Source organism: Actinomyces acetigenes (genome assembly GCF_031296635.1).
GTDB classification, from domain to species: Bacteria; Actinomycetota; Actinomycetes; order Actinomycetales; family Actinomycetaceae; genus Actinomyces; species Actinomyces acetigenes.
Map to the genome: position 1 here is coordinate 1 of NZ_JASPFC010000012.1, position 23,799 is coordinate 23,799.

General features: G+C 66.9%; 17 protein-coding genes. 5 read left to right on the plus strand and 12 right to left on the minus strand.

From position 1 onward, the window contains the following. From RIV14_RS06410 to cas7g, 4 genes are all read right to left on the minus strand, one after another. A partial coding sequence (locus tag RIV14_RS06410) for a hypothetical protein (protein ID WP_309325033.1) occupies positions 1-603 on the minus strand: 603 nt, incomplete at its 3' end. Then, positions 600-3,287: a type I-G CRISPR-associated helicase/endonuclease Cas3g gene (gene cas3g / locus RIV14_RS06415; protein ID WP_075372629.1), complete on the minus strand. Its 2,688-nt coding sequence runs from the start codon at positions 3,285-3,287 to the stop codon at positions 600-602. The genes cas3g and RIV14_RS06410, both read right to left, overlap by 4 nt. Further along, positions 3,284-4,825 (minus strand): type I-G CRISPR-associated protein Csb2, encoded by a 1,542-nt coding sequence (csb2, locus tag RIV14_RS06420; RefSeq protein ID WP_075372630.1) that lies wholly within the window; start codon positions 4,823-4,825, stop codon positions 3,284-3,286. The genes cas3g and csb2 overlap by 4 nt, the downstream gene beginning before the upstream one ends. Then, positions 4,825-6,039: a type I-G CRISPR-associated RAMP protein Csb1/Cas7g gene (gene cas7g, locus RIV14_RS06425; RefSeq protein ID WP_075372631.1), complete on the minus strand. Its 1,215-nt coding sequence runs from the start codon at positions 6,037-6,039 to the stop codon at positions 4,825-4,827. The genes csb2 and cas7g overlap by 1 nt, the downstream gene beginning before the upstream one ends. Before the next feature lie 147 nt (positions 6,040-6,186). On the opposite strand from cas7g, the gene RIV14_RS06430 reads away from it, so the two are divergent. The 4 genes from RIV14_RS06430 (at position 6,187) to RIV14_RS06445 (ending at position 9,569) form a co-directional block, all read left to right on the plus strand. Beyond that, complete coding sequence (locus tag RIV14_RS06430) at positions 6,187-7,569, plus strand: sensor histidine kinase (RefSeq protein WP_075372632.1); 1,383 nt, start codon at positions 6,187-6,189, stop codon at positions 7,567-7,569. After that, positions 7,566-8,249: a response regulator transcription factor gene (locus RIV14_RS06435; RefSeq protein WP_075372633.1), complete on the plus strand. Its 684-nt coding sequence runs from the start codon at positions 7,566-7,568 to the stop codon at positions 8,247-8,249. Before RIV14_RS06430 ends, RIV14_RS06435 begins: the two co-directional genes overlap by 4 nt. A gap of 115 nt (positions 8,250-8,364) precedes the next feature. After that, complete coding sequence (locus tag RIV14_RS06440; RefSeq protein ID WP_075372634.1) at positions 8,365-9,399, plus strand: DUF418 domain-containing protein; 1,035 nt, start codon at positions 8,365-8,367, stop codon at positions 9,397-9,399. 8 nt (positions 9,400-9,407) lie between these two features. Next, complete coding sequence (locus tag RIV14_RS06445) at positions 9,408-9,569, plus strand: DUF5655 domain-containing protein (protein WP_256699303.1); 162 nt, start codon at positions 9,408-9,410, stop codon at positions 9,567-9,569. Between the two features lie 193 nt (positions 9,570-9,762). Here the strand turns inward: RIV14_RS06445 and RIV14_RS06450 are convergent, their stop codons facing one another. After that, positions 9,763-10,503: a Fic family protein gene (locus tag RIV14_RS06450; RefSeq protein ID WP_075372636.1), complete on the minus strand. Its 741-nt coding sequence runs from the start codon at positions 10,501-10,503 to the stop codon at positions 9,763-9,765. Positions 10,504-10,641: 138 nt separating this feature from the next. Here RIV14_RS06450 and mnmA point away from each other — a divergent pair, with 138 nt between their 5' ends. Continuing rightward, positions 10,642-11,829: a tRNA 2-thiouridine(34) synthase MnmA gene (gene mnmA / locus RIV14_RS06455; protein ID WP_075372637.1), complete on the plus strand. Its 1,188-nt coding sequence runs from the start codon at positions 10,642-10,644 to the stop codon at positions 11,827-11,829. Positions 11,830-11,931: 102 nt separating this feature from the next. On the opposite strand, the gene RIV14_RS06460 is transcribed toward mnmA, so the two are convergent. The 7 genes from RIV14_RS06460 to RIV14_RS06490 form a co-directional block, all read right to left on the minus strand. Next, a complete protein-coding gene (locus RIV14_RS06460) occupies positions 11,932-12,747 on the minus strand; it encodes a hypothetical protein (protein WP_075372638.1) in 816 nt (271 codons plus the stop codon). After that, positions 12,747-13,493, minus strand: a complete 747-nt coding sequence (locus tag RIV14_RS06465; protein WP_070659474.1) for an ABC transporter ATP-binding protein — start codon at positions 13,491-13,493, stop codon at positions 12,747-12,749. The genes RIV14_RS06460 and RIV14_RS06465 overlap by 1 nt, the downstream gene beginning before the upstream one ends. After that, complete coding sequence (locus RIV14_RS06470) at positions 13,490-13,885, minus strand: GntR family transcriptional regulator (RefSeq protein ID WP_075372639.1); 396 nt, start codon at positions 13,883-13,885, stop codon at positions 13,490-13,492. The genes RIV14_RS06465 and RIV14_RS06470 overlap by 4 nt, the downstream gene beginning before the upstream one ends. A gap of 198 nt (positions 13,886-14,083) precedes the next feature. Beyond that, complete coding sequence (locus tag RIV14_RS06475) at positions 14,084-16,345, minus strand: DUF4132 domain-containing protein (protein WP_075372640.1); 2,262 nt, start codon at positions 16,343-16,345, stop codon at positions 14,084-14,086. A 271-nt stretch (positions 16,346-16,616) separates the two neighbouring features. Next, on the minus strand, positions 16,617-20,282 hold the full coding sequence (locus RIV14_RS06480) for a DUF4132 domain-containing protein (RefSeq protein WP_178387870.1): 3,666 nt from the start codon (positions 20,280-20,282) through the stop codon (positions 16,617-16,619). A gap of 205 nt (positions 20,283-20,487) precedes the next feature. Further along, positions 20,488-22,632, minus strand: a complete 2,145-nt coding sequence (locus RIV14_RS06485; RefSeq protein ID WP_075372642.1) for a hypothetical protein — start codon at positions 22,630-22,632, stop codon at positions 20,488-20,490. Next, the gene (locus RIV14_RS06490) at positions 22,629-23,792 is read right to left on the minus strand and encodes a VWA domain-containing protein (RefSeq protein ID WP_075372684.1); all 1,164 of its coding nucleotides are present in this window, start codon (positions 23,790-23,792) and stop codon (positions 22,629-22,631) included. Before RIV14_RS06490 ends, RIV14_RS06485 begins: the two co-directional genes overlap by 4 nt. Positions 23,793-23,799: the final 7 nt, after the last annotated feature.

Below are 23,799 nucleotides of genomic sequence, written 5' to 3' on the forward strand. Positions count from 1 at the left end.
ACGCACCCCACGAAGCCCCGCAGAAACCTCCTCCACACTACGCTCAGCTATAAAGCACGCCAGAGGCGCAATCTTCTCATGAACGAGATTCCTACCACTCCTGCGAACCTCCATATCATAACGGCTCGCCCCCAGATCGGGGCTTGAGTTTCCCTTCTTACCACACCAGTACGCTGACCTACCAAGAGCTCCAATCAGTTCGAGATTTACCCCACTTTCATTCCCGAACAAGCAACGATCGATAATCTTATTACGCAAGTCGTCAAGATACTCCCATTCCTCTTCCAGATTCGGAGGAGCAATACACGGACTCATAGCGGCACTCGTCTTTTTTCCCTTGTTGTTCACCCATGGCTTACGATCTAGATTAATCTGCGGCCAACTTTCTGAGTCAGCAAGAGAAAGAGCATGCTGATATACGGCAGTCGCAACAGCCTCGTCGTCGTAGCCGTCGGCTGTGACAACCATTCGGGGCTCGGCGGTGTCAGTCCAGCCGAGCCGGACGCGCTCGGCCCCGTCGCCTTCCAGGATGAGCGCCAGTCCGAGCCCCGCGAAGGTTGTCAGCGCGCTGGTCATCTCTCCGCCAAGAATCATTCCCGTCACTTCCCTTCCATGGAGATCGTGCAGTCCGCGGCACGCAGCAATGCCTCAAGATAGGAGGTCCCCCAATGACCCCACTGCCTATCGGTGCGGGCGATCAATGAGTCCCATTCACCTTCACCCACTAGCTCCTCCAAGGCATCCGCATGGTCTGGGCCCGCAGTGGCCGGGTCGTGGTCGAACAGGGGCCTGCCACGACCATGACTGGTACCAATCAGCCTCGTGACCAGATCCCGGAGCTCCCGCTCGACGCCGTCGGGCTCAGTCTGCTCCCAGTAAGCGGCTGCGGAGACCAGCTCGTGGCGCCACCCCGCAGGGAGCCCGGCATCGGCCCATGCGCGTCGCACGGCCGCCAGTGATATACTGCGGCCCCCGCTCTTGGCAAGCGCCTCCCTGCCATCGGGATCGCCCCGCCACAGGAGCCTCTGGAAACGGGTATCGTTCTTTCCGACGTCGTGCCAGGCCCCGGCCTCAGTCAAGGCCGTTGCAGGCATCGGCTCAATACCGATGCCGTCGGCCAGCGCCTCCGCACGGGCGGCAACCGCCGCGTTGTGGTCCGCAAGAAGCACCCGGTGGCTCACGGACCAGGTGGAACGGTCGTCGGAATCATCGTCCGGTGTCACGCTGCTGCGTCTCACCATCCATGCGGGTTCGTCCTCCTCATCCCACCCCGGAGGCCACACCACTGTCTCCCCCGGAAACATGTCACTCAGCTCATCCGGTTCCAGATCCGCCAGTCGGCGCAGCTCATCGGAATCGGTCACGACATCGACAACACCGTCGAGTTCCCCGTAGGGCACCGACTCCCCCAAATCCTCACCATCCTCTGTGACGACGCCGGAGGCCAGAAGCGGCACGGAGGCATCCAGGATGATGATGTCGCCGGGGCGAAGCACACGAGACGCGTTCTTGTCTCCGCCTTCATCCTCGAGGACCATCGTCTGCCACTGGGGCAGGATCTCCCCGTCTCGCCACAACACCGACCGTCCCAAAGGATGATCCGTATCCTCTATCAGGCGCTGCACCACCTTCCGTGCGGTGGCCAGAGTCATGGGGTAGACCTCACAGTCCTGCGGAGGCACCTCAGTCAGCAGAGTCTCGCACTCCGTCGCATCGGGCAAGTCCTTCAGGTCCCTCAGGACAAGCCCCACAGTTCCGATCTCCGGGTCGAGGTCGTCGCGGATCCACAGGTCGAGCTCCGGTTCGACGACGAGCCTCATCGACGTCTTCGACCACAGGGCCGCATCCCAGGGCTCAGGCCGCTGGTACAGCAGGCGGCGCGAAGACTCCGCGGGCGGTGCCTTCGGCTTCTCGCTGACCGTCAGAGGAGACAGGTCGCCGTCATCGGCGCGATCCAGAATCCATGTGCGAGCAGCGAGTAGGTCATCCTTCCGGTACGGCAGTACGTCCTTGCTCAACGGTGCTTCCCTCGGAGGGCCGACGACGGTGAACCACGCGCGGTCACGCCGCCCCAGCCGGTTGACCCGGCCGGCGCGCTGAGCCAGGGCACTAGCGGAGGCGAGCTCAGTCACCATATGGGTCAGGTCCAGGTCAACCCCGACCTCGATGGTCTGAGTCGCCACGAGAACGTCGATGCCCGGTTGTCCTGAGACGTCGAAGAGTCCAGGCTCGTCTTGCCTCATGCGTTCCAGGTCCCAGGGGCGCATGCGCCCCACCCACAGCCGGCAGTTCAGCCCCTGCTCGTCGAGGGCCTTCGTCACCTGAACCGCACTGTCCACGCGGTTGAGGACACACCCCACCGTCCGAGGGCCCTCGGGGAGGAGCTCGCGCGCATCCTCAACAGTGGCGAGCACCTGCGAGACAAGCTCATCGCGATAGGCCTTCGTCATCTTCCCGTTGGTAGGCCACGTAGTCGTCTCCACGTACCGAGCCGACTTGGGTGCCCGTACCCGAGCGGCCAACCGAACGTCCTGAGCCAGCGACTCCGGAGTGACGCCGACGATGTCCGTCGCGTCACCCGAGGGCGTGGCCGTCATCTCCACAGTCTGGAGTGCCGGGACTCCGAGCCGCTGCGCGCTCGAAGCGCACAGCTGCCCCACCCTCCGGGCAGTCACGAGGATCTGGCGGCTCAGGTGGGCCTCATCGACCACCACAGCAGCGTCGAGGGCCAGCATCCCCGCCAGCCTGGGGCGCGCGAGCCGGGAGGCTCCGTAGGAGCGGAACAGCAGGCTCGACGCCCACATCGCCGGTGTCATGCACAGCACGGCGCACGCCTCCGGGGCGTTGAGCCAGGCTCGATCCGTGGCCGCCGCGCCACGCATCGTGGCGGTGACCAGCGGTGCGCGGTCCTCGGCCTCGCACACACGCACCCCCACCAGAGCGTCGCGTACGCGACTGAGGATCGAGTCATCCGCGGGCGCGTCCTGCAGGAGGCACCGTATCCTTGCCGCGCGCGCGGCGTGAGAGTCGGTGAGCGCCCTGCGGTTGACCACCACGGCCAGTCTTCTGGGGACACGCTTCGCGGCGCCAACCGAGAACAGAGCCACAGCGAAGACGTGTATCTCCACAACTGATGACTTACCGGCACCTGTCGGCGCAACGATCTGCTCCGGCCAGGTCCCAGTATTCACCAGGTGCCTCAGCAGATCCTCCTGCCAGGCGAAGGGCCGTCTCCCGGCACCGTGAACCGCTTCGAAGAAGTCTCCGAAGTCCTCGATGGCGATCATGGTCTCCTCCCCAACACGTTCTGCGCCAGTTCGATAGGAAGATCAGCCGGTACCAACAGACCTCCGCCCAGGTGGCGGCTCTGCCCGACGGCCGCCAGCTCGGTGTCCGCCAGGAGGTCTCCCGCACTGACGAGCGCCGTGTAGGGCTGAGTGGTGACGCCCTGCGGCATTTTGTGGGCGTAGAAGCTCGGGTTCCTCGTGATGCGATGGTGCCACATCACTCCTGCTCCACGTTCACGTACCTGGGCAACCAATGAGCGGTAGCCCTGGGTGCCTTTGGGCACGGCATCGAGGCGATCGCGCCAGACGAATCCTAAAGAAAGGAGGATCGCGTCCTCGAAGGTCCAGTCCCCTCGCTGGCGGGCCACCTCCGGCACAGCCACTGGCGTCGGGGACCACAGACGCTGCGTTCCCTGAGCAGGTGGGAGCCAAAAGCACTGTGCGTCAAAAACCTCTCCCACCGGACGCAACCTCGCCGGCGCCTCATCTCGGCGGTGGTTCAACTGAGTCATCCCCGCCAGGGCTCTGAAAATGACTGCCTCGTCGTCGTCGCTGACGTCGGAGGGCAGCATGATGAGGAAGGCACCTGGAACGTCGAGCTCCGTCTCAGCCACTGACTGAGAGAGCACAGATGCGGGAACGTACTGTATAGCCAGGCGGTTGGCGGGTTTTGTCATATTTTGCCGGTAGCAGCCTGTAACAATTGGAGGAGCCCCATTACCAATGTGCTTTATGAGTGCCTTATGAAAGGCAACACACCAACTCACGCGGCGTTCTGGAGCAATTTCCTGCCCGGCACCGTCGTCGGCCAAGAAGATCAGGACGTCACGCCAGGGTGAATGATCGCCACCGTTATGCCTCACCGGTTCCACCGGCACATACCTGACGTCCCGCAAGAATCCTCCAGAGGTTAGGAACTCCCTGTCAGAGTCGCTTGAGTCTTCATGAGGGTGAGACTGAGAATGCAACTCGCGGAGCACGCGAGTTCGCCCCGGTGCGGGAACCTGCACGCGCAGACCCCCAGGAGTGAAGGCGGTTGCGGCAGGATCGAGCCGCCAGTTCGTCTCCACCTTCTCGGCACTCATGACCACGGGACTGTCCATCTCCCCAAGGCACGGCACGTCCTCGCATAGTTGAGTCACAGCGTCACGGACATCGTCTGGCATGTCATCCCATACCCAGCCGATCACTCCGTCGATTGCATAACCATCCGATACGGTCCTCGCCTCAGTCTTGTACTTGTTGTTCTCGATAGACCCATTTCTGCGGTGCATAAAAATGCGGCTTGTCTTTATTCTGACGTTCATCGTGGTAGGCAGACAGATCCCGTTCGGCGGATGCTCTTCCAGCCACGTAAGCGCCGCTGCGTACTGGGGTTTTGCCGTGCCATCGCCTGGAGCCGTGGCTCCGATATGGGCAGCGTTCACCAAGGCCGACAACAACCGAGCCGGCGAGGGAAAAGGCTCAGACCTGCCGTCCGCCGCATGCCCATGGTAGACGCCGAGGGGAAAGTGCGCAGTAATGCTGACGGGAGCCATCAGTCGTCCTGCGCATCGTCAGTCACAGCCGCCAGAATCGCCGGGTTGCCCTCAACGACGAGGACCGAACCATCCCAGGTCAGGTTCGCCGCCTGAGTCGCATGGTCGATGGCGGCGCTCAGCAGGCCCTGGGCCTGGTCGATGCTCAGTGGCTCAAAGCTCTCCTTCTGCCCGTAACGCTTGTCCAGGGTGACGACGGCGGGGCCGGTCTCCACCAGGTCGCAGTTTGCCCGTAGGAGGAGCTCGGCGTCGGAACGTGCCAGGCCGTTGAGAGCGAGTGCGGCCAGCAGCGCTCGACAGGCGACGTCGCCTTCCGGCGTCGGAGAGTCGAAGCGCAGGGCACGAAGCGCAGCAAAGCTCAGCACGTGGGAACGGATGATCGCCTGGCAGGTAACGCCACCGAGCTGTTCCAATGACGGCGGGATAGCCCCAATGCCAAGTCGAGCCAACCCTTTCTTCTCATCGCTACCAACAGAATTATCATACGTCTTTTTGGACAATTCTTTCTTCTGTGCATCTGCAATTGCTTTGCGACCCGCCCGGTCCAGCTGGATCCTTGCACCCAGGGGATCGATCCGGGTTCCCCCACGCTTGGACTGGTTGACCTCCGGATCCCCGTCCTGGTCGGCAAGAATCCCAATAATCTCTCCGACGAGGAGACTGCGATAACGACCTGCATTTTTCTTACGCGTGGCGTCCCATCCACCAAAGAGGAGCGTTATGGGGCTGCACTCCAACAGCGGGCGCGCATGGTTCACAGTGGCGTCCCGCAGATCTCGGTACTCTTGCACCTCGGTTGCCGGTTCTCCGTTAATGGTGCCGGCTCGGATCTGCCCGTCGAAGGCCCGGTGTGGCAGGTCGAGGTCGCTGTAGACGATCTTCTTGCCATCCCTCTCGAAGTGGAGCTCAATGCGTGGAGTGCGGGCCAGCACGGGGTCCCCATCCGCGATGGCCGCCGATATGGTCACCTCTACCCTGTTGATCTGGGACGGCTTGGCATCGATGACGACGGCCGTGACAGCCTCCCCGTTCCAGAAGCGTCGCTCGTAGGCGAATACCGGTTTGGCGGTTTTCCCTTTTCCTTCACGATACTTGGCCGGAGCGACCGAGGCATGAGGACCGGCCGCGGGCTCCAAGGGGGTGACCGAGGTCAGGACGCTGGCTCCGCCCGGGCTGCAGGCGTCAAGCAGGTGCTGAAGGGTGATCGTTGACATGTAGGGTCTCCTCGTTGAGGTAGGTCCGTCTGACCTACACCTACATCTCTACACCTGCCCTACGACACATATGACGCGACGATATTGCGGGTTGACTCCGGCGGCAAAACGCTGTTATAGCCCGAGGCTCTCTGCCATAGTGAGGGCATGCCCAAGCAGGACAGACGCATCGTGACCCGCTGCGTGCAAGCCGTGGGCGCCAGCGTTCTCACGCTCTTCGCGATCGTGGGCACATGGCAGGTCTCCGACGGCTCCTGGGGCATTACGGCTGGCGCCGCGCTGGCAGTCATCGTGCTGTGGTGGCGCCGAGAGAAGCCCGACGCCGTCCTCGGCGTCCATCTTGTGCTGTGCGCACTCCAGCTCGGCGTCACCGACGCTCCGCTGCCCGCGGATCTGACGATCGTCGTGTCCCTGTACGCGGTAGGCCGGTGGGGTGAACGGGAGCTCACGCCGGTGTGGGCCATAGCCGTTGTCGTCGGCTCGACGCTGGGGGCGTGGGACTGGAACCGGGATGAGCTGGGAATCGTCCCGCTCTCCCTCTGGGCCCGGGACATGGCGCAGGCCGCCTTCGCACCGCTGTGCAGCGCCGCCATCGCCTGGGGCCTGGGAAGATTCGTGACGCAGCGCCGCCAGCTTCGGGCCAGTCGCCTGACGGCGGAGGAGCAGCGCCGGGCTGCGCACGACGCAGCGCTGCGCAACGAGATCGCCAGGGAGGTTCACGACGTCGTCGGACACGCCCTGGCGCTGATCGCCGTGCAGGCCGAGGCGGGCCACTACCTGGCGGCCGGCTCCGAGGACATCGACCTCCCCGCCGACGAGCGACTGGAGCAGGCGGCTCAGGCGCTCGGGCAGATCCGGGCGACCGCGCACTCGGCCCTGGCCGACACCCGCAGTCTGACCCGCACTCTGGCCTCTCCCCCGCAATCGGAAGAGCACCGGGGCGCCGCAGAACCCGCTGAGCCCGACGATGCCCGGCCCGCCTCCCCTGTCACCGAGACGCCGCTGCGTCCGGTCCCGAGGATCGCCGATCTGCCCAGGATCGTCGACGACGTCCGTGCGACCGGGCTGCCAGTCACCCTGTCAGTGGACGACCGGCTGATCAGTGAGGGCGAGCAGACGGGAGGCCGCAGTCCGCTCAGCGCGCAGGCGGAGCTCGCCCTGTACCGAACGACGCAGGAGTCTTTGACCAACGTGCTCAAGCACGCCGAGGCGGCCGCGGTCGAGGTGAGGCTGGAGTACCGTGACGACGAGGCTCACAAGGAGGTCGTTCTGACCGTCGCCGATCAGCCCAGCGCTCCCGGCACCGGGGCGCTTGCCCCGAGGGCCGGCAGCCGCCTCCCGTCGTCCGAGCAGACGCCCACGGACACCGGCGGGGGCCAGGGGCTGGTGAACCTGCGCCAACGCCTGGCGGCGGTCGGTGGCTCCCTGGAGGCGGGCCCGGGCCCCGGGGGAGGATTCATCGTGCGCGCCCGCATTCCCTCCGAGGCCCCTCAGTCGACAGTCGTGAACCCGGGAGAAGAACCGATATGACCCGAACTCTGCGCATTGCGCTGGTGGACGATCAGGACCTGGTCCGTTCCGGCTTCCGCATGATCCTCGATGCGCAGAAGGACATGTGCGTGGTCGGTCAGGCCTCCGACGGCGTCGGTGTCCTTCCCATGGTCAAGACCACTCAGCCCGACATCGTCCTCATGGATATCAGGATGCCCACCTTGGATGGCATCTCCGCCACCCACGCGGTTCTGGGCAGCCACCCTGACCTCAAGGTGCTCATTCTGACCACCTTCGACCTGGACGACTACCTCGTGGCGGCGATGCGGGCCGGGGCCTCGGGCTTCCTGCTCAAGGACTCGACGGCGCCCGAGCTCCTGGCCGGTATCCGCGCCGTAGCCCGAGGAGACTCGGTGGTGGCGCCGTCGGCCACGCGCCGGCTGCTGAAGCGGTGGTTCGCCCCCGCCGGCCCAGCCGGCCTCTCGGAGCCCGGCGCCGTACATACAGAGTCCATCGATGCTCTATCCGACCGGGAGAAGGAGATCGTCACGCTGGTCGGACGCGCCATGAGCAACGCCGAGATCGCCCAGCACCTCGTCCTGGCCGAGTCGACGATCAAGTCCCACCTCAACCGGATCCTGCACAAGCTGGAGCTGCGTGACCGGGCCCAGCTCATTGTGCTGGCCTACGAGAGCGGACTCGTACGCGTGGGTGGGTAACCCGGCACCGGTTGCGCGTCCCCGAGTTGGAAATCGCCCCGACACCTTGCAACCCCGGGTGGAAACTGGCCCCCATCGGTCACAATGACCGTCGTCGGGCTCTACGGTCGGCTCCATGAGTACCAGCAACCGGTTCCATTTCCTCGACTCCTTGCGCGGCTTCGCCATCGCAGGCATTCTCCTCGTCAACGCCGCCGATCTCATGTGCCTGGGACATGACGTCCCGGTCCGGCCCTTCCAAACCATCCCGTTGGCGGAGAACGTCCTGAACTTCCTGGTGGCGACCCGCTTCGTACCGATCTTCTCCTTCATGTTCGGAATGAGCATGGGGTTCGTCATCGATTCCGCGATCCGCCGGGGCGCCCCTGCCTGGAAGATCCTGCTGCGCCGCCTGGCCGCGCTCCTGGTGATTGGGCTACTCCACTCGATCCTCTATCCCGGTGAGATCCTGCGCGACTACGCGGTTGTGGGAGCCATTCTCCTGCCATTCGTCCTCAAGGTCCCGCGCTCCGTGCGTCTGGTACTCGGTCTGCTGGCGACGGTCGGCGCCTACGCATTCACGGGAGGAGGGGAACTATCGCTACCCGGACTGTTCCTTCTGGGATCGGCGGCCCAGGCCTACGGCCTTCCGGCACGCCTCGAGCACGCCGACCGTCGGATCGGGGCGGCGACGCTCGTATTCGCAGCTGCCAGTGCGGCCGCGATCCCCTGGCAGGCCGCCGAGGGCGGTGATCCCAGGTTCTTCACAGCGGGCGGAGTCGCCGGAGGACTCATGGCCTGTCTCTATGTCTGCCTTCTGGCGCTACTCTGGCGCACCCCGGTGCGGCGGGCCCTGAGCGCGGTATTCGAGCCCCTGGGCCGCATGGCGCTGACCTGCTACGTCACCGCTTCCTTCGTCATGGTGCCGGCGGGAGTGCTGCTCGATTCGCGCTCCACCCAGGACGTGATTCCCGGTCTCATCGTCGCTGCCGCGGTTCTGCCCCTCCAATGGGTGTTCTGCCGTCTTTGGCTCTCCCGGTTCGCCTACGGCCCCCTGGAGTGGGTGTGGCGCTGCATCACCTGGTGGCGGTGGATTCCGCTGCAGCGCCCGCAGTCGAAACGACTCGATCCGGTCAGCTCCGCGCCGACGACGACGGACGGGATAGCGTAGCTCTCCGAATGCGTGAACTCGACCGTCCCGTGGAGGATCCGCACTTCCACCGCGTCGACCAGGTCAGTGCGAACAGGTGGAACCATCACGTCGTCGAGACAATGAAGACCGCGCAGAGCGACTGGCTCAGGGAGCTTATTCGCGCCGGATACGAGTTCGCCTCCCGGTGAGCGCCCCTCAACAGCAACGCAACAGCGCCATGCGGCCGGCCATCCGCTCTGGAGCCCGAGTCCTCGGCCATCGAGGACGTACTTGTTGATCGAGGACTGCGTTATCCCGCAGACGACTGGTACCCGCCAGCAGCCGTTTGCGGGAAGAGTACGTCCTGGACGGAGAACGCAGTTCTCGATCCAGCGCAACCCCTCACTCCCCTGGCGTCATCTCAACGAACCTGGCGAAGCGCGCGTAGTAGTCGTCCTGGAGAGACCTGAAGGTCTCCCGGAGAAACCCCGGCCGCTGCTCGTACTCGCTCAGGCCGCGATAGTAGAAGGCCTTGACCGAGTCAAGCACGATGAACGGCATGATGCCGTTGCCCAGGCACTGCTGGAACATGAGGATCCGCCCCACCCGACCATTGCCGTCCTGGAACGGGTGGATGCTCTCGAAGCGGTAGTGGAAGTCGGCGATGTCGTCAAAGGTCATTCTCGCCGGGGTGCGCGCGATGAGATCGTCAATGGCGAGGGCGACGTGCTCGGGCGCCACGGTCTCGCGCCCACCCACCACATTGGGAACGCGCTTGTAGTCCCCGACGGCGAACGAAGGCCGCCGCGCATCTGCGGTCCCCTGCTTGAGAATTCGGTGGTAGTCCTTCATCGTCTCAGCGGTGATCGGCTCACCGAGGCGGTCGATCATCTCATCGAACAGCTCGAAGGAGTTAACCGCCTCCACGACGTCGTCAACGGCAACGTTCTCTCCCGTGATGGTGCGGGTCTCATAAATGAACCGGGTCTGCTCCTCATTGAGCCGACTTCCCTCGATACGGTTGGAGTTGTACGCCATGAGCACCTGGTTGAGGTGGTACAGGCCGCCCTTCATCCGCGTGTGGCGCTGATCGCGCAGGGTCCGGGCGAAGCTGGGGGCGTCAATGGCGTACTCGTCAGTCATCGGGCTCCTTCCTCACCGTCATCCTATGCCGGTCACCACCAGGCCCCCTGGGCTCTCCCGGTTGCCTGGCCGCCACCGACCTGCGGTAGCCTGCCACGGCCGTAGCAACATCTAACCGCCTGCCCGAAGGAGACCCCCGTGCGCGTCCTGGCCGCCCTGTCGGGCGGAGTCGACTCCGCCGTGGCCGCGGCGCGCGCCGTTGACGCCGGCCATGAGGTTGTGGGCGTCCACATGGCCCTGACCCGCAACCGGGCCCAGACCCGTACGGGCTCGCGCGGCTGCTGCTCCATCGAGGACTCCGCCGACGCCCGCTGGGCCGCCCAGATTCTGGGGATCCCCTTCTACGTGTGGGATCTGTCGGAGGAGTTCGAGGAGCGCGTCGTGGCCGACTTCCTCGACGAGTACCGCGCCGGGCGCACCCCCAACCCCTGTGTGCGCTGCAACGAGCGCGTCAAGTTCGACGCCCTCCTCGAGCGGGCCCTGGCCCTGGGGTTCGACGCCGTCGCCACCGGCCACTACGCGCGCCTGAGCGGTGGCGCCTCCTCCGGCCGCCCCGGCGACACCGAGGGCCTCACGCTGCGCCGCGCCGTCGACGCTGCCAAGGACCAGTCCTATGTTCTGGCCGTCTCGGGCCGCGAGGGCCTGGCCCGGGCTCTCTTCCCGCTGGGCGACGCCCCTTCCAAGGCGCAGGTGCGCGCCGAGGCCGAGGCCCGCGGCCTGCCGGTGGCCTCCAAGCCGGACTCCTACGACATCTGCTTCGTGGCCGACGGCGATACGCGTGGTTTCCTGACCCGCTCGCTCGGCGCCAGCCAGGGCGCCATGGTCTCCCCCGACGGAGAGGTCCTGGGTACCCATCAGGGCTACTTCGGCTTCACCGTCGGCCAGCGCAAGGGCCTGGGACTGTCCCGCCCGGCCGACGACGGCCGCCCCCGCTACGTCATCGAGACGCGCCCGGCCACCAACGAGGTCGTCGTCGGACCTGAGGAGCTGCTCAGCCGCACCGCGGTCGACGGCGACGGGCTCGTTCTGCTCGCCGATCCCGAACCGCTCGCCACCTGCCCGGCAGCCGGCGGCACCGATCCTGACGGCTCCCCCGCCGTCGGCTGGCCGGAGGCCGGCGTTCAGGTGCGCGCCCACGGCCGCCCGGTCCCGGCGAAGGTCCGCGTCGATGCGGCGCGCGGGCTCCTGCACGCCGAGCTGGACACGCCCCTGCGTGGCGTGGCCGCAGGTCAGAGCCTGGTCGTCTACGGCGGCGACGACGGCGACCAGGTCCTGGCCCAGGCGACCGTCGCCTCCACACAGTCCTCCAGCCACGCCGCCATCTGACGCCCCCTTCCGGCCTCGGCGCCGTCGACGCGCCAGGACGCCCGGGCCACGGCAGGCTCGCCGCGCCCCGGGCGTCCTGGCGCCGGCCTCGGTCAGGGACGTTCAGCGCAGGCAGGTGTGCCGTTCAATGGCTCGCACCGCCCACCAGACCAGGATCGCAGCCAGGATGGGCGCCATGACGACGGTGCCGATTCCCACCAGTTGCGGCTCCTGGTCCGCGCGGACGGCCTCAATGAACTGCGGGAGCATCATGCGCGTGACGATCCGCCCGCTGGTCACATCGAGCGACAGCGGCAGCAGCATCGTGAAGACCAGGGCCATGAGCTGGTTGACCATGTACAGGATGACCAGGCCGACCGCGGGCGCCCCGAAACCGAACCGGTTCCAGCGCCCCTGCGCCCCGATGCTCATCACCGCGGCGACCTCGATGATCGTCGTGACGACACCCTCCACCATGGTCAGCCCGTAGAAGAAGAGCATGCCGGTCCCCACCATGCTGATCATCTGACGCACCGGTTCGAAAAAATCTCCCAGCGTCATACCGAGCAGGTGCGCGTAGGCAGCGAACCAGCCGATCATCAGGAGCGTCGCCACCACGGCCGACGCCAGCACCGCAATGACGGCGTACAGCGTCTTGGCGGCGAATATGACGCGTCCCCTCACCGGCAGGCTCATGGTGAGGTAGCCGCGAGCACCGTACATGGAGGCCCAGTACTCGATACCGACCTGGACACTCACGACGGCGGGCATGGCCACGAGCGCTACGAAGGAGCACACCAGCAGTATTGAGGAGAGCACGGGAAGCCTGAGCAGGCTCATGAGTATGGCGCCGACCGCGACCGCACCGATGATCACCACGACTCCGGCATTGCGCCGAGCCTGGGTGCGAGCCTCCTCCATGAGTAGCACGGTGAACATCAGCGGTACTCCTTCCTGAACAGGGCGTCCAGGCTCATACCGCAGTCCTGGCGCAGGTCGTCGGCGTCGCCCGCCAGCAGCAGGTGGCCGTCCTTGAGGAAGACGACGGAGTCGACGATGGGCTCGACGTCGGCAATGAGGTGGGTGGAGATGAGCATGAGCGCCTCGGGATCGAAGTCGCGCAGGACGCCGCTGAGGATGACGTCGCGGGCGGCTGGGTCGACACCGGAGATCGGTTCGTCAAGGAGGTAGACGCGGGCCCGGCGCGACATGGCCAGGCTGACGCGCAGCTTCTCCCCCATGCCCTTGCTCATCTCCTTCAGGGTGCGGTCGGCGGGCAGGCTGAAGAAGCGCACCAGCTCGGCGGCCTTGTCGGCGTCGAAGTCGGCGAACAGACGCCGGTGCTGGGAGATGGCCGCCGGGACGGTCAGCCCGGGGGCCAGGAAGCTCGCGTCGGGCAGGAAGGAGACGAGTGCCTTGGACTCGGGTCCCGGATCGTGCCCGGCGATCCGGACTCTGCCGTCGTAGTCGGCCAGGACCCCGGCGAGGATCTTGAGCAGGGTGGTCTTGCCCGAGCCGTTGGAGCCCATGAGGCCGATGATCCGTCCGGGCGGCAGCTCGAGGCTCAGCCCGTCCAGCGCATGCTGGTCCCGGTAGGTCTTGGTGAGGTTCTCGACGACGACCAGCGGGTCGGCGCCGTCGAGGGCGGGAATGGTTGTGGGTCTGTTGGGGGTGTGTGCGCTCATGACGCATCTCCTGTGGTCTGGCGGCCCTGGCGGTCAGGAGCCCACCAGCGCTCGGTCAGGAGCGCCGCGGTCTGGTCCAGGTCCATGCCGATGGCGGTGAGGGTGTCGATGTAGGAGTCCGTGGCCCCGGAGGCCAGGCTTCGGCGCACGGAGTCGATGGCGCTCGCCCTTGTGGTGACGAAGCGTCCGGCGGTGCGTTCGGCCGCGGTCAGTCCCTCGCTGTCCAGTGCGCCCAGTGCCCGCTGGACGGTGTTGGGGTTGACGCCGGAGCTCGCGGCGAGCTCGCGCACGCTGGGGACTTTGGAGCCCGGGGGCCACTGGCCGGAGACGATCTGGTGGCGGAAGTCGTTGGCCAGCTGGACCCAGATCGGACGGGAGTCATCGAGATCCATGGCTCTCCTGATGTTCGGGGACGGGTGGTGCTCATGAGCGCAGCACAGGCGACTTCGTCAGACCGTCTGTATTACTGCACTAATACAGTGACACAGGCGGGAGGTGTCGTCAAGCCGAACGGCCTGGAGCCCCACACGTGGGCTCCAGGCCGCAGCTCCTCATCGGGCAGGACCACCCGGCCCTCTCCCTCCTGGTCTTCAGTCCGGCGGGCCGACAACGGCGTGGTAGTCGGCGTAGCACTCAGCGAGGAGGACAGGCGGCGCATCCTCCAAGGGCATGGCCCAACGTCCCGAGACCAGGCTCAGGGGACCGGTGGTCACCACCTGGTCCTCGCTCCACACGTCCGCCCCACTGAAGTCAATGACGCTGCACAGGCCGGCTACCGGGAAGTCTTTGAGGAACGTGGTGTACCAGTGGATGTTGGAGTCGGGCTCATAGCCGCGGGCCTTGGCCCGTTTGCGCAGGTCGCGGGCGACGACCCGCCGACCGGCGCCGTCGTTAATGCCCCGCTGTCCTTGGCCCACCTGCGGAGCCCGAGCCGAGAACTGGTCGAAGAGCGGGGTGATCTCGTAGTCGGCCAGGTGCTCCTGCCAGCCGGCCATTTCCGCCTCAGACAGCAGCGTCCCGTGAGCCAGTGTGACCACGGCATCCGGGGACAGCTCCAGTGCGGCGTCGTCGGCTCCCAGAAGCTGGCCGTCCTCAGTGGGGCGGAAGGTCCAGGTCCGGGGCTCATGGCCGCCGGCTTCCGGCTCACGGGTTCCCACACCCTCGTCCTGGCCACGAGCCATCCAGACCAAACGAGCCGCCAGGTGCCGGGCCAGGGGGTGGTCGGCGAACAGCTCCCGCCACAAGGGAGCCGGCCAGGACCGCCCTATGCACATGGCCTCATACAGACGCCGCCGCTGGACCTTGAGCACAGCGGCGACCTCCTTGCGCGCAAAGGTCAGGCGGCACTTGGTCTGCGCCACGAGCTCGCCGTCCTCGCTCTTGCGGGCGGCGGGCAGGCTCTTGCGCGCGCGTCCGTCGGAGTCCGTCAGGGCGATGGTTAGCTCCGGGGTCAGTCGGCCCAGGAACTCGCGCTCGCCATAGGACAGGTGCAGCAGCCCATCAGACCCGAAACCGGCCGTGGGGATACTGCGATCGCCGAGCTCAGCCTCACTCCAACCTCGCTCGGCGGCCACAGCCCGCGTGAGCAGGCTGGCGAAGCCGCGCACCTGCGGCAGGCGGTGCTGGGCCTCAGCCGAGACGATGACCTGCAGGGCCTCGGCGGACGGGTTCGCGGCGACGGCGGTCAAGACGGTCTCGGACTCGGCGCGCCATGTGGCGTGGCGGCTCAGGGCACTCCTGGCGGCGGCGGCAAGACGCTCACCCTCCATTCCGACGGCGAAGGCCAGCAGCCCCTTGTTCCTCAGGCTCTCCCCCTTGGCGGCCTCGCGGTTGTGGGCGACCCAGCACTCGACGACGAAGGCACTGAGCTCACGGGCGTCCTCCGCATCGAGCAGGCTCAGGTAGAGCTCGATGGTGCCGGCCCCGTCGGGGGTCTTGAGCCTGTAGGCCTCGAGCACCCAGTTCCGCGCGATGTCGGGGTCCAGCGGTGTCCCGTCGTCGAGCCTCACCTCGGGCAGGGCCTCGAAGGGGAACCAGTCCAGGGCCGCCGGAGGGCGCTTCAGCCGCCGCCGGGGAGGCGTCAGGGCCTCTGCGGTGACGAGGTCGGTGACGTCATCGCCGTATACCTGCAAGGTGCGCAGCAGGTTGGCCCGAGCCAGACGGTCCTCCTCCTGGGCACGGGCGGCACGCAGCCGGGCAATGCCGTCGGGGATCGTCAGGCCGGCCAACCAGGCCGCCCCCACCCGGCGCACGTGCGCGACCGGACTCATCACTGCTTCAAGTGCCAGGTCCCCGACCTCGGGGAAGCCTGCGAGAAGCTTCTGGGCCAGCTCCCGGTTGACCTCTGAGCGTCCCACGGCAACCTGCGCCAGCGCCGGCACCATACTCTGGGGAACGGCCGGGAAGTGCTCGAGCGCGCACAGCACGCGCGTCGCCGACGTGGAATCCTTCAACAGGTCGCGGGCCCTTGCCAGATCCTGGGCCATCCACGGCCAGCTGTCCTCGGACCCACAGGTCCACAGGGCCCAGTCCCAGGTGATCGTGCGCACTACTTCGGGCAGGTGCCCGGCTCGGACCAGCGCGTCGGCGACGACGCGTGGGTCGGTGTCCCACGGAAGGCCTTCCTCCAGGCGGATACGGGTGATGCTTCTGCTGACGCGCTCATCAGATCCGTCCAGCGAGCGGCACAGCTCGTCGAGCACCGCAGCGCGATCCTCAGGCAGGGGGATCACCGGTGGAACCGCGACCGGCGGAGTCTCACCCGGCTCCGCCCCGCTTCCCCCTTCCTCCTGCTTCACGGCTTCCTGACTCGTGTCGTCGGGCGAGTTCTGTGATCTGGTCGTGACCTGCATGCCTGCATTGTGCCGGTCTCAGGGGGCGCTGGATGCGGAAATGACGGCACATTCCTCCGGACAGGCGTCCACGCAGCAGGAGGACTATCCACCAGTTGGTCTGTCACCTATTCCGCCTCTCGTCTGGACTTTGTCCTTCTAGGCTGCGGTTACGTCTCCGTCTCCTTAACTCCTCTGCTCCCGAATTCTCTTCTCCAAAGGTCCCCCGTCCGCGACCCCACCGCCTACGAGCGTGGCCACCTGCGGGCTCTCGCCACCGCCTCTAGAGCCTCTAGTACGGTCTTGTCCTGTCCTCCCAGTGCGGGTCGTAGGCTCCCAGAGCCGCCAGGGCCGCGTAGTCCGCATAGCACTCGGCCAGCAGCGGCGTGGGCACCTCGTCCAGCGCCACCAGACGACGACCGGTTCCGCGACGCAGCTCCAGGCTGTCGGTCGCACACGGGGTGTTGCCACCCGACACGAAAGCGCCGGTGAAGGTCAGTGCGACGGTGAGGCCCGCTGCGGGAATCGTGCGGAGATACTCGGTGAACCATCCCCCATCCTCCATTCCCCCGTGGCGGTACCCGCGCTTGGAGGCGACATTGCGCACGGAGTAGGCATCGGTCATGTGCCCACGAAGATCGGTGAGCCGCTGCTGGCCCGGTGTGATGACGGGCGCGAGCGCAGAGAGCTGGTCGAACAGCGGCTCGACCTCGTAGTCGGTCAGGTGCTCGCGCCACGCAGACACGGCGTCGGGCCCGATGATGGTCCCGTGCACCACCGTGATCCTCCCCTGGCTTGGGAGGTCGACGACGGCGTCGTCGGCCGCCAGCAGGTCCCCTTCCGGTGTGGGACGGAAGACGAGCGGCTCGCCGCCGTCAGTCGGGGTGAGCTGCCAGATGACCCGGGTGACGAGGTGCCTCATGAGGGGGTGGGCGAGCAGAAGGTCACGCCATTCGGCCGGGCTCCATCCCCGTTCCACGCACATGGCCTCGTAGAGCCGACCGCTTTGGACGGAGAGCACGTTCTTGGCCTCCTTGCGGGAGGCGGTGAGCTGTTTCTTAGCGGCCTTGACGGCGTCCGCATCGTCGTCGGCCCGGGGCGCCGGCAGTGATGCCCGGGCCCTCCCATCCGGCCCGGTCAGTGAGATCTTGAAGTCCGCGGTCAGCCGGCCGGCGAAGGAACGGGCTCCGTAACTCAGGTGCAGCAGACCGTCAGAGCCGAAGCCCGCGGTGGGGATGGTCCGGTCCTCCAGCTGCTCGGCGCTCCAGCCCCGCTCGACGGCGACCTCGTCCAGCAGCTCGCGGGCGGTCTTCTGCAGGCTCGCCATCTTGTGACGCTGCGCCACGCCGATCAGCACCTGGAGAGCGGGGTCCTGGCCGTTGGCTCGAAGAGCCCGAATAAGGACCTCGTACTGGGGCCGACGGTTGCGGTGGCTCCGCATGTAGCTGTGGGTGAGGGTGGCGAGCTCGCCGCCATCGGCTCCGACGGCGAGGGCCATGAGGCCTTTGTCGGCCATCGCCGAGCCCAGGTACGTCCCCTGATGCTCGTCGTAGATCGCCTTGACGTAGCTCTCCAAAGGTCGAGCCAGACCCTGCCTGGCCGCCTCCCGTTCCTCGGGATCGTCGCTCTGGGCGGCCGAGGTCCAGTACCGCTGGAAGTGCTGATACCGCTTCAGCCCGATGTCCTGGGCGCGGGCGAGGCTCTCTTCCGGGCTCGGATGAGCCGTGTCCCGCGCCACCCACGCTCTGACCAGATGGAGGGCCAGCCGACGAGCGTCCTGAGGATCAAGAAGAGAGAGGTAGAGGTCGATGAGGCCCCGGCCGTCAGGGTCCTTCATGATCACGGCCAGGGTCACCCACCAGCGGATCACCTGCGGGCTCACTGGACCGCCGTCTCGCCAGTGCACAGTGGGCAGGCCGTCCCAGTCGAGCCAGTCCGGGCCGGCAGCCGGGTTGGCCTCCAGACCCTCCACGGCCTCCTGCTGGAGCTGGTCGGCAGACAGCAGCTCGGTGAGGTCCTCACCGCAGGCTCGCATGGCCTTGAGCATGCTGGCTCGAACCGACACATCGTCCTCCGTGGAGCACGCTGCTCGAAGGGAATCAACGGACTGCTGAGGCGCCAGAGAGACAAGCCACTCGGCCGCTGAACGTCGAATCTCCGCTGACGGGTCTTTCAGCATGGGCTCAGCCAGGATGGGTGCGGCCGGGGAGGTGCTGAGCAGGCGCTGCACCCGTCGACGCACCCGCGGGGAGGCCGTGACGGCCAGGCGCGCGAGCTTGGGAAGGATCTGAGGAGGCAGTCGCGGGAAGACCTCAAGGATGTCCAGCGCGCGAGGAACGTTCTCCGAGCTGTCGAGCCCTTCAGCCAGGACATCGAGGTGCTCCCACACCCACGGCCACAGCACCTCGGGATCCCCCGTACGCCAGAACACGTGATGAACCGCAGCGTCAATTGGGAGGTTGAAGTGTCTCAGCACGGCTTCAATGGCTCGAGGATCGGCAGCCGCGAGCAGTGTGTCTCTCCATCTGGTGGAGGGGCCGTTGACGGTCAGGCGCAGACGGTGGACGACTGACAGGGCCGGTACGAAGGAGCCCACCCACCCGAAGCCGTACTTCTTGAGAATGGCCGGAACCCCGGTTGATCGACCCTCGGCGACTGCGATGAAGTCCTCCACGTCCTGTTCGGTGGCCAGGTACCTCGCGGCGACCTCCTCCCGAGACTCCGAACCGTGAGGATCCCAGGCGTCATCGACGATCCGGTTGAGGATCCGCCAGAGCTGCTGCCGGGCCGTATCGGCCGGCTGATCGAGAGCGATGTGCTCCACCTCCGGCAGGACGACGGGAGCCTGTTCGGACTCCTGGGCCGCGCACTGGGAGAAGGCCGCGCGGGCACGCAGCTGTTCGACAGCAACGGCGAGCACGGGGTTGTTCTCGGCTGCGACGTCGAGGAGATCCGCATCCGGCCCCTCGGCCAGGTACTCGAGCAGATCGGTGGAGCGTTTGCTGCCCGCCTTGCTGCGGATCGCCTTCCCGGACAGGAGCTCGGCGAGGACCTTGCGGCGTCGGGCGTCGGGAACCCGGCTCAGCATGTCGATGGCTTGGAGACGCGTCTTGCGTTCCTCCTCCAGCGTCAGTGGGACCAGGAGGTGGGCCACTGGCTCAAGATCCATGTCGAGATCGGCCAGGAGCAGCACAAGATCACGACGGTTGTAGTCGCCCAGACTGCGGATGAACGAGGCCGGAATCCGCGACCCCTGCGACTGCAGGTACTCCGCGATTCCCGGAAGGTGGCACGGAGCTCGGCCCTCGCCGTGAGAGTACAAGTGTCTCGACAGCCACAAGGTCAGTACCTGGGAGAGGAGCTTGCCCGTTTTGACTCCATCGAGAGCCAGGACCTCGGCGAAGCGTTCAGGCACCCACGTCGGGCGCTCCTTCGCCATATTCACCGCCTTCTCCTCCCAGGGGGAGACGGTTTTGACGACGTCCTCATTCAAGAGAAGCAACCAGAGAGGGGTGAGAGGCTTCCGGCGCCAGTCCTTTTTTCCCGGAGTATCAGCTGCCCAGATCGCACGAAGGAGCTGACCATACCGCCACCACTGCTGAGCACTGAACGCATCATGACGATACAGACTGTCACGTAGCGCATACAGGACACGGCGACGATCTTTAGGGGGCTCTCTCATATCCGAGGGCCATGCGACACCTACTGCAGACAGTCGATCTGCGAGGTCGTCACTCACATGAAGCCCTCGATTCAGCTCGCCGACGCCACCGAACAACGCGTCCGTCTCCGACTCCTGCCACACGTGCTCCACGACGTCCTCAGGATCTCCTGAGAGCACATAGGAGACGGCCTTCTCGTGGAGGTCCTCGCTGACCGCCCGCAGGGGCAGGAGCGCCCTGGCCAGCTCATCGGACGCGGCGCCCTCACGAGTCTCAGCGATTTCTTCCAGATTCACAGCACTCTCCATAAGCATCCGCACAGCACATTCACTCGACTCGATATACCGGCCGGTAGTCAGGCATCCTACAGGCGCAGTATCGCGCTCCGAGCACTTTCTCCATTTCCGACCGTCAGTTCCCGATGCCGCGAGGGCAATGCAGTTCGGATAGACCGTGCAGGCCGCGTGTCACTCGGCCGGTGGCTCCGGCAGTATCAGGGGGTCAGGGGGTCAAGGCATCGAGCCGGTCGACGACGGCGCAGGCTCGCAGCACGGCGCCGGGACTCGGCCGGTCGCCCACCTCGGCGAGCGCGGCCGCCAGGGTGGCCAGCTGGAGGTCACCGGCCCGGCGGACTCGCGTGCGCAGGACGTGCGCCACCATGCCGGTGGGCCGCATCGCCCCGGAGGCAGCGAGCGCGGTGAGCGCCTCGCGCACGTCCTGGACCAGTACCCGTATAGGGGTGCGATCCTCCCCGTTCGTCTCGGCCTCTTGAGTGCGGGCCTCCTCCGGGCCTCTGCGCGACCGGCCGCGCCCGCGCCCGGGGACTGCGCGAGATGGAGGGAAGGTGGCGGCCAGAAGGCTGATCCGGTCGTGCTCGCGCACGAAGACACCGGATGGGCGGTCACCCTCGACCGTGATGGCCTGCACCTGAAGGTCGCGGGAGAGCACGTCGGAGACCATCTGCATCTCCCAGCCGCCGACCTCCATGCACAGCAGGTGCCTGCACCCGTCGGTGCTCGTCACCGCCAGCAGGTAGTGCTGGTGGACCTCGTCGATGCTGATCGGTCCCAGGCCGTCCTGGGCAACCAGGATCAGGCGGAGCCGGGGCACGGGGGCCTCGAAGCGGGCGACCCCCGGCCCGGTGCCGGTCCGTTGGAGATGATCGGCCACGGCTTCCAGGTCGATGTCGTCGTAGCCGGGCTCGGTGCTGCGGCGGGTGACGGAGGTGCGGTTGGAGGGGGCCAGGGAACCGTCGGGGCGACGCTGGGCACCTGTCAGGCGCAGGGGGCCGGACAGGATGTTCCTCACCGATGTGCCCCACAGGAGGGTGGCGTCCTGCGAGTAGTGGAAGGCGGCGTCGGTCCCGGTGGCTCGCCCAGTGGTGACCATCTCCGGCTGGCCGTTGTCCAGGTCCCAGAGTCTCATGGTCAGTCCTCGGCTTCCCGAGGGGGCGGTCCACCAGGTGGCGCTCAGCGGGAGCAGCAGCCCGGTCCGCGCCGTCTCCGTGTCGGCTCGCCCGATGAGAGCGGGGTCGGGTGGGCCGGTGACGGCTGTGAGCGCCTGGGTCAGGGACCAGGCGGCGGCCAGGGCGCTGAGGGCGGTGGCCTCGTCGAGGGCGTCGTCGCGCTCGGCAAGGGCTCGGAGCCTCCCGGCGGCGGAGGTCAGCAGTCGGGACAGGCGGGGCAGCTCTTCCAGGCGGGTGACCTGGGCCAGGCGCTCCAGGTCGGTGGCGCTGCGGGGGCCGGCGTGTGAGAGCCCTGCGGAGAGGAGTGTCTCGATGGAGGTTGCGACTGTTGAGACGACGTCTCGCTTCCGGTCGTCGAAGGTGGTCTTCTCGTCCGGCCACGGCCAGGGGCGGTCTGCGCGGGCGAAGAGCCGGATGACGGCCTGAAGGCACCAGGCCGCGTTGGCGGCCGAGGAGTGGCGTCCTGAGACGATCATGCCTCGTGGTCCCAGTCCCGCGATCACGACGATCTCGGGGGCGTCGGGCCAGGTGATGCTCAGGCGTCCAGGGGCACTGGTCACCTCGGTGCTGGCGGCTAGCCGATCCGGTGCCATTCCGGCCAGGAACGCCTGCGCGCGCCGCCGGGCCTCAGCTCCCAGGGACTTCTCGACGTCGGTCGGCTCCCAGGCGAGAACCTCCTCCAGGACCGGATCGCTCGAAGTCGCTTGGGCGGGTGCGGAGGTCGCGCGGGCTTCCGGGGATGCGGGGGCGGTTGGCGTGTCGGCGGCGGCGGTGCTCTCGTCGGCCCCGTCCCGGTTGACGGCTTGGCGCATCCACAGGCAGGCGGCGAGGATGTGCACGCAGATGCCGGCCACGGGGCAGGGGCAGCGCGCGTCCTGCGGGCCGGAGACGGTCAAGGTGACGGGAACCGGTGGCCGGCCGACGCCGATGGTCACCTCCTCGGCTACTGGCTGCGCCCCTGCTCCGGGGTCAGCCGGCTCGTTGACGGGTGCGACCCGGCCGGCGGTCAGCTCGGCGCGCCCGCGACGCAGCAGGCCCCGGTTGCCCAGGGCGATCAGGGCGACATCGTCAAGCGCACCGTAGACCGAGAAAGCAGCCGCCCAGAGGCCACCGTGGGCTTCCGGGGCCGGGGCGTCGGAGGCGCCGGCGGAGCGTTGAGACTGGCCGGTGCGCTCGTTCATACGGTCACCTCAGCCAGCCAGGCGGCGAACCGGTCCGGGGTCATGGCGGCGATCCTCATACCGACCTCGGCCAGGCGCTCGGCCACGTCATGGTCGTACCAGGCGTGGCCGCCCTCGTCCAGGGAGACCAGCCCCAGCACGGTCACGCCTTGGGCGACCAGGTCACGCACCCGTTTGACGAGGGTGGACACCGATCCACCCTCCTCGAAGTCACTGATGACCGTCACAATCGTCCGGCTGGGACTGGTCACGGTTCCCGCGGCGTAGCCGACGGCGTTGGCTATGTCCGTTCCGCCTCCCAGCTGACTGGTCATGAGAACCTCGACGGGATCGTGAACCGTGTGGCTGAGGTCGACGACGGTGGTGTCGAAAATGGCCAGTCGTACGGACAGGCCGGGAAGACCCGCGAGGATCGAGGCCATGATGGCGCTGTGGAGCAGGCAGGAGGCCATGGAGGCGGACTGGTCAACGAGGATGATGACGTCCCAGGTCAGGTTGCGTCTCCTCTGGCGGGACATGAAGCGCACGTCCTCGACGATCATGCGGCCGGTGTCCGGGTTCACGTTGCCCAGGTTCGCGGTGATGGTGCGGCGCCAGTCGAAGTTGCGCGCCAAGGCGTGAGGGCTGTTGCTGCGCCGACGGGCTCCGCTCAGGGCTGTCGTCACCGGGTACTGCAGGCGCTCCATGATGTCAGCGACGATCCGGGAGATGAGGGCGCGCAGCCCGTCAGTGAGCTGGGGTGAGATCGTCCCCTTGATGCGCAGCAGTGCGGCCCCGAGCTCGGGGCTGGTGTCGATGGCCTCGATGGCGTCCGGGTCGGCCAGCAGCTCGGCGAGCCCGTACCGGGTCAGCGCGTCGCTCTCGAGGCGTTGCAGGGTGGAGGCCGGGAAGAGCCGGCGGGCGCTATCGAGCCAGTCGACCGCCCGTATCACCGACGGCCCCAGGGTGGCTCTCGTCCCGTCTCCGCCTCCTGCGCCCAGCCGGTGCCCACGGCCCGTGTACTCGCGGTCATAGACGTAGCCCAGGGCGTCATCGAGGTCGGCGTCCTGGTGCCTGCGCGGCAGATTCGGCTCGGCGTATCGGCCCAGCACCATGCGCCAGCGACGTGCTGCCAGGTCACCGTCCGGCTTCTCCCCGGAAGCGGAGGCGTTCAACGGCATGTCCTTC

Bases quoted from the DNA above. Each gene is read 5' to 3' on its own strand.
- cas3g (WP_075372629.1), bottom strand. From the start codon at position 3,287: ATGATCGCCATCGAGGACTTCGGAGACTTCTTCGAAGCGGTTCACGGT.
- csb2 (WP_075372630.1), bottom strand. From the start codon at position 4,825: ATGGCTCCCGTCAGCATTACTGCGCACTTTCCCCTCGGCGTCTACCAT.
- cas7g (WP_075372631.1), bottom strand. From the start codon at position 6,039: ATGTCAACGATCACCCTTCAGCACCTGCTTGACGCCTGCAGCCCGGGC.
- RIV14_RS06430 (WP_075372632.1), top strand. From the start codon at position 6,187: ATGCCCAAGCAGGACAGACGCATCGTGACCCGCTGCGTGCAAGCCGTG.
- RIV14_RS06435 (WP_075372633.1), top strand. From the start codon at position 7,566: ATGACCCGAACTCTGCGCATTGCGCTGGTGGACGATCAGGACCTGGTC.
- RIV14_RS06440 (WP_075372634.1), top strand. From the start codon at position 8,365: ATGAGTACCAGCAACCGGTTCCATTTCCTCGACTCCTTGCGCGGCTTC.
- RIV14_RS06445 (WP_256699303.1), top strand. From the start codon at position 9,408: ATGCGTGAACTCGACCGTCCCGTGGAGGATCCGCACTTCCACCGCGTC.
- RIV14_RS06450 (WP_075372636.1), bottom strand. From the start codon at position 10,503: ATGACTGACGAGTACGCCATTGACGCCCCCAGCTTCGCCCGGACCCTG.
- RIV14_RS06460 (WP_075372638.1), bottom strand. From the start codon at position 12,747: ATGTTCACCGTGCTACTCATGGAGGAGGCTCGCACCCAGGCTCGGCGC.
- RIV14_RS06465 (WP_070659474.1), bottom strand. From the start codon at position 13,493: ATGAGCGCACACACCCCCAACAGACCCACAACCATTCCCGCCCTCGAC.
- RIV14_RS06470 (WP_075372639.1), bottom strand. From the start codon at position 13,885: ATGGATCTCGATGACTCCCGTCCGATCTGGGTCCAGCTGGCCAACGAC.
- RIV14_RS06475 (WP_075372640.1), bottom strand. From the start codon at position 16,345: ATGCAGGTCACGACCAGATCACAGAACTCGCCCGACGACACGAGTCAG.
- RIV14_RS06485 (WP_075372642.1), bottom strand. From the start codon at position 22,632: ATGAACGAGCGCACCGGCCAGTCTCAACGCTCCGCCGGCGCCTCCGAC.
- RIV14_RS06490 (WP_075372684.1), bottom strand. From the start codon at position 23,792: ATGCCGTTGAACGCCTCCGCTTCCGGGGAGAAGCCGGACGGTGACCTG.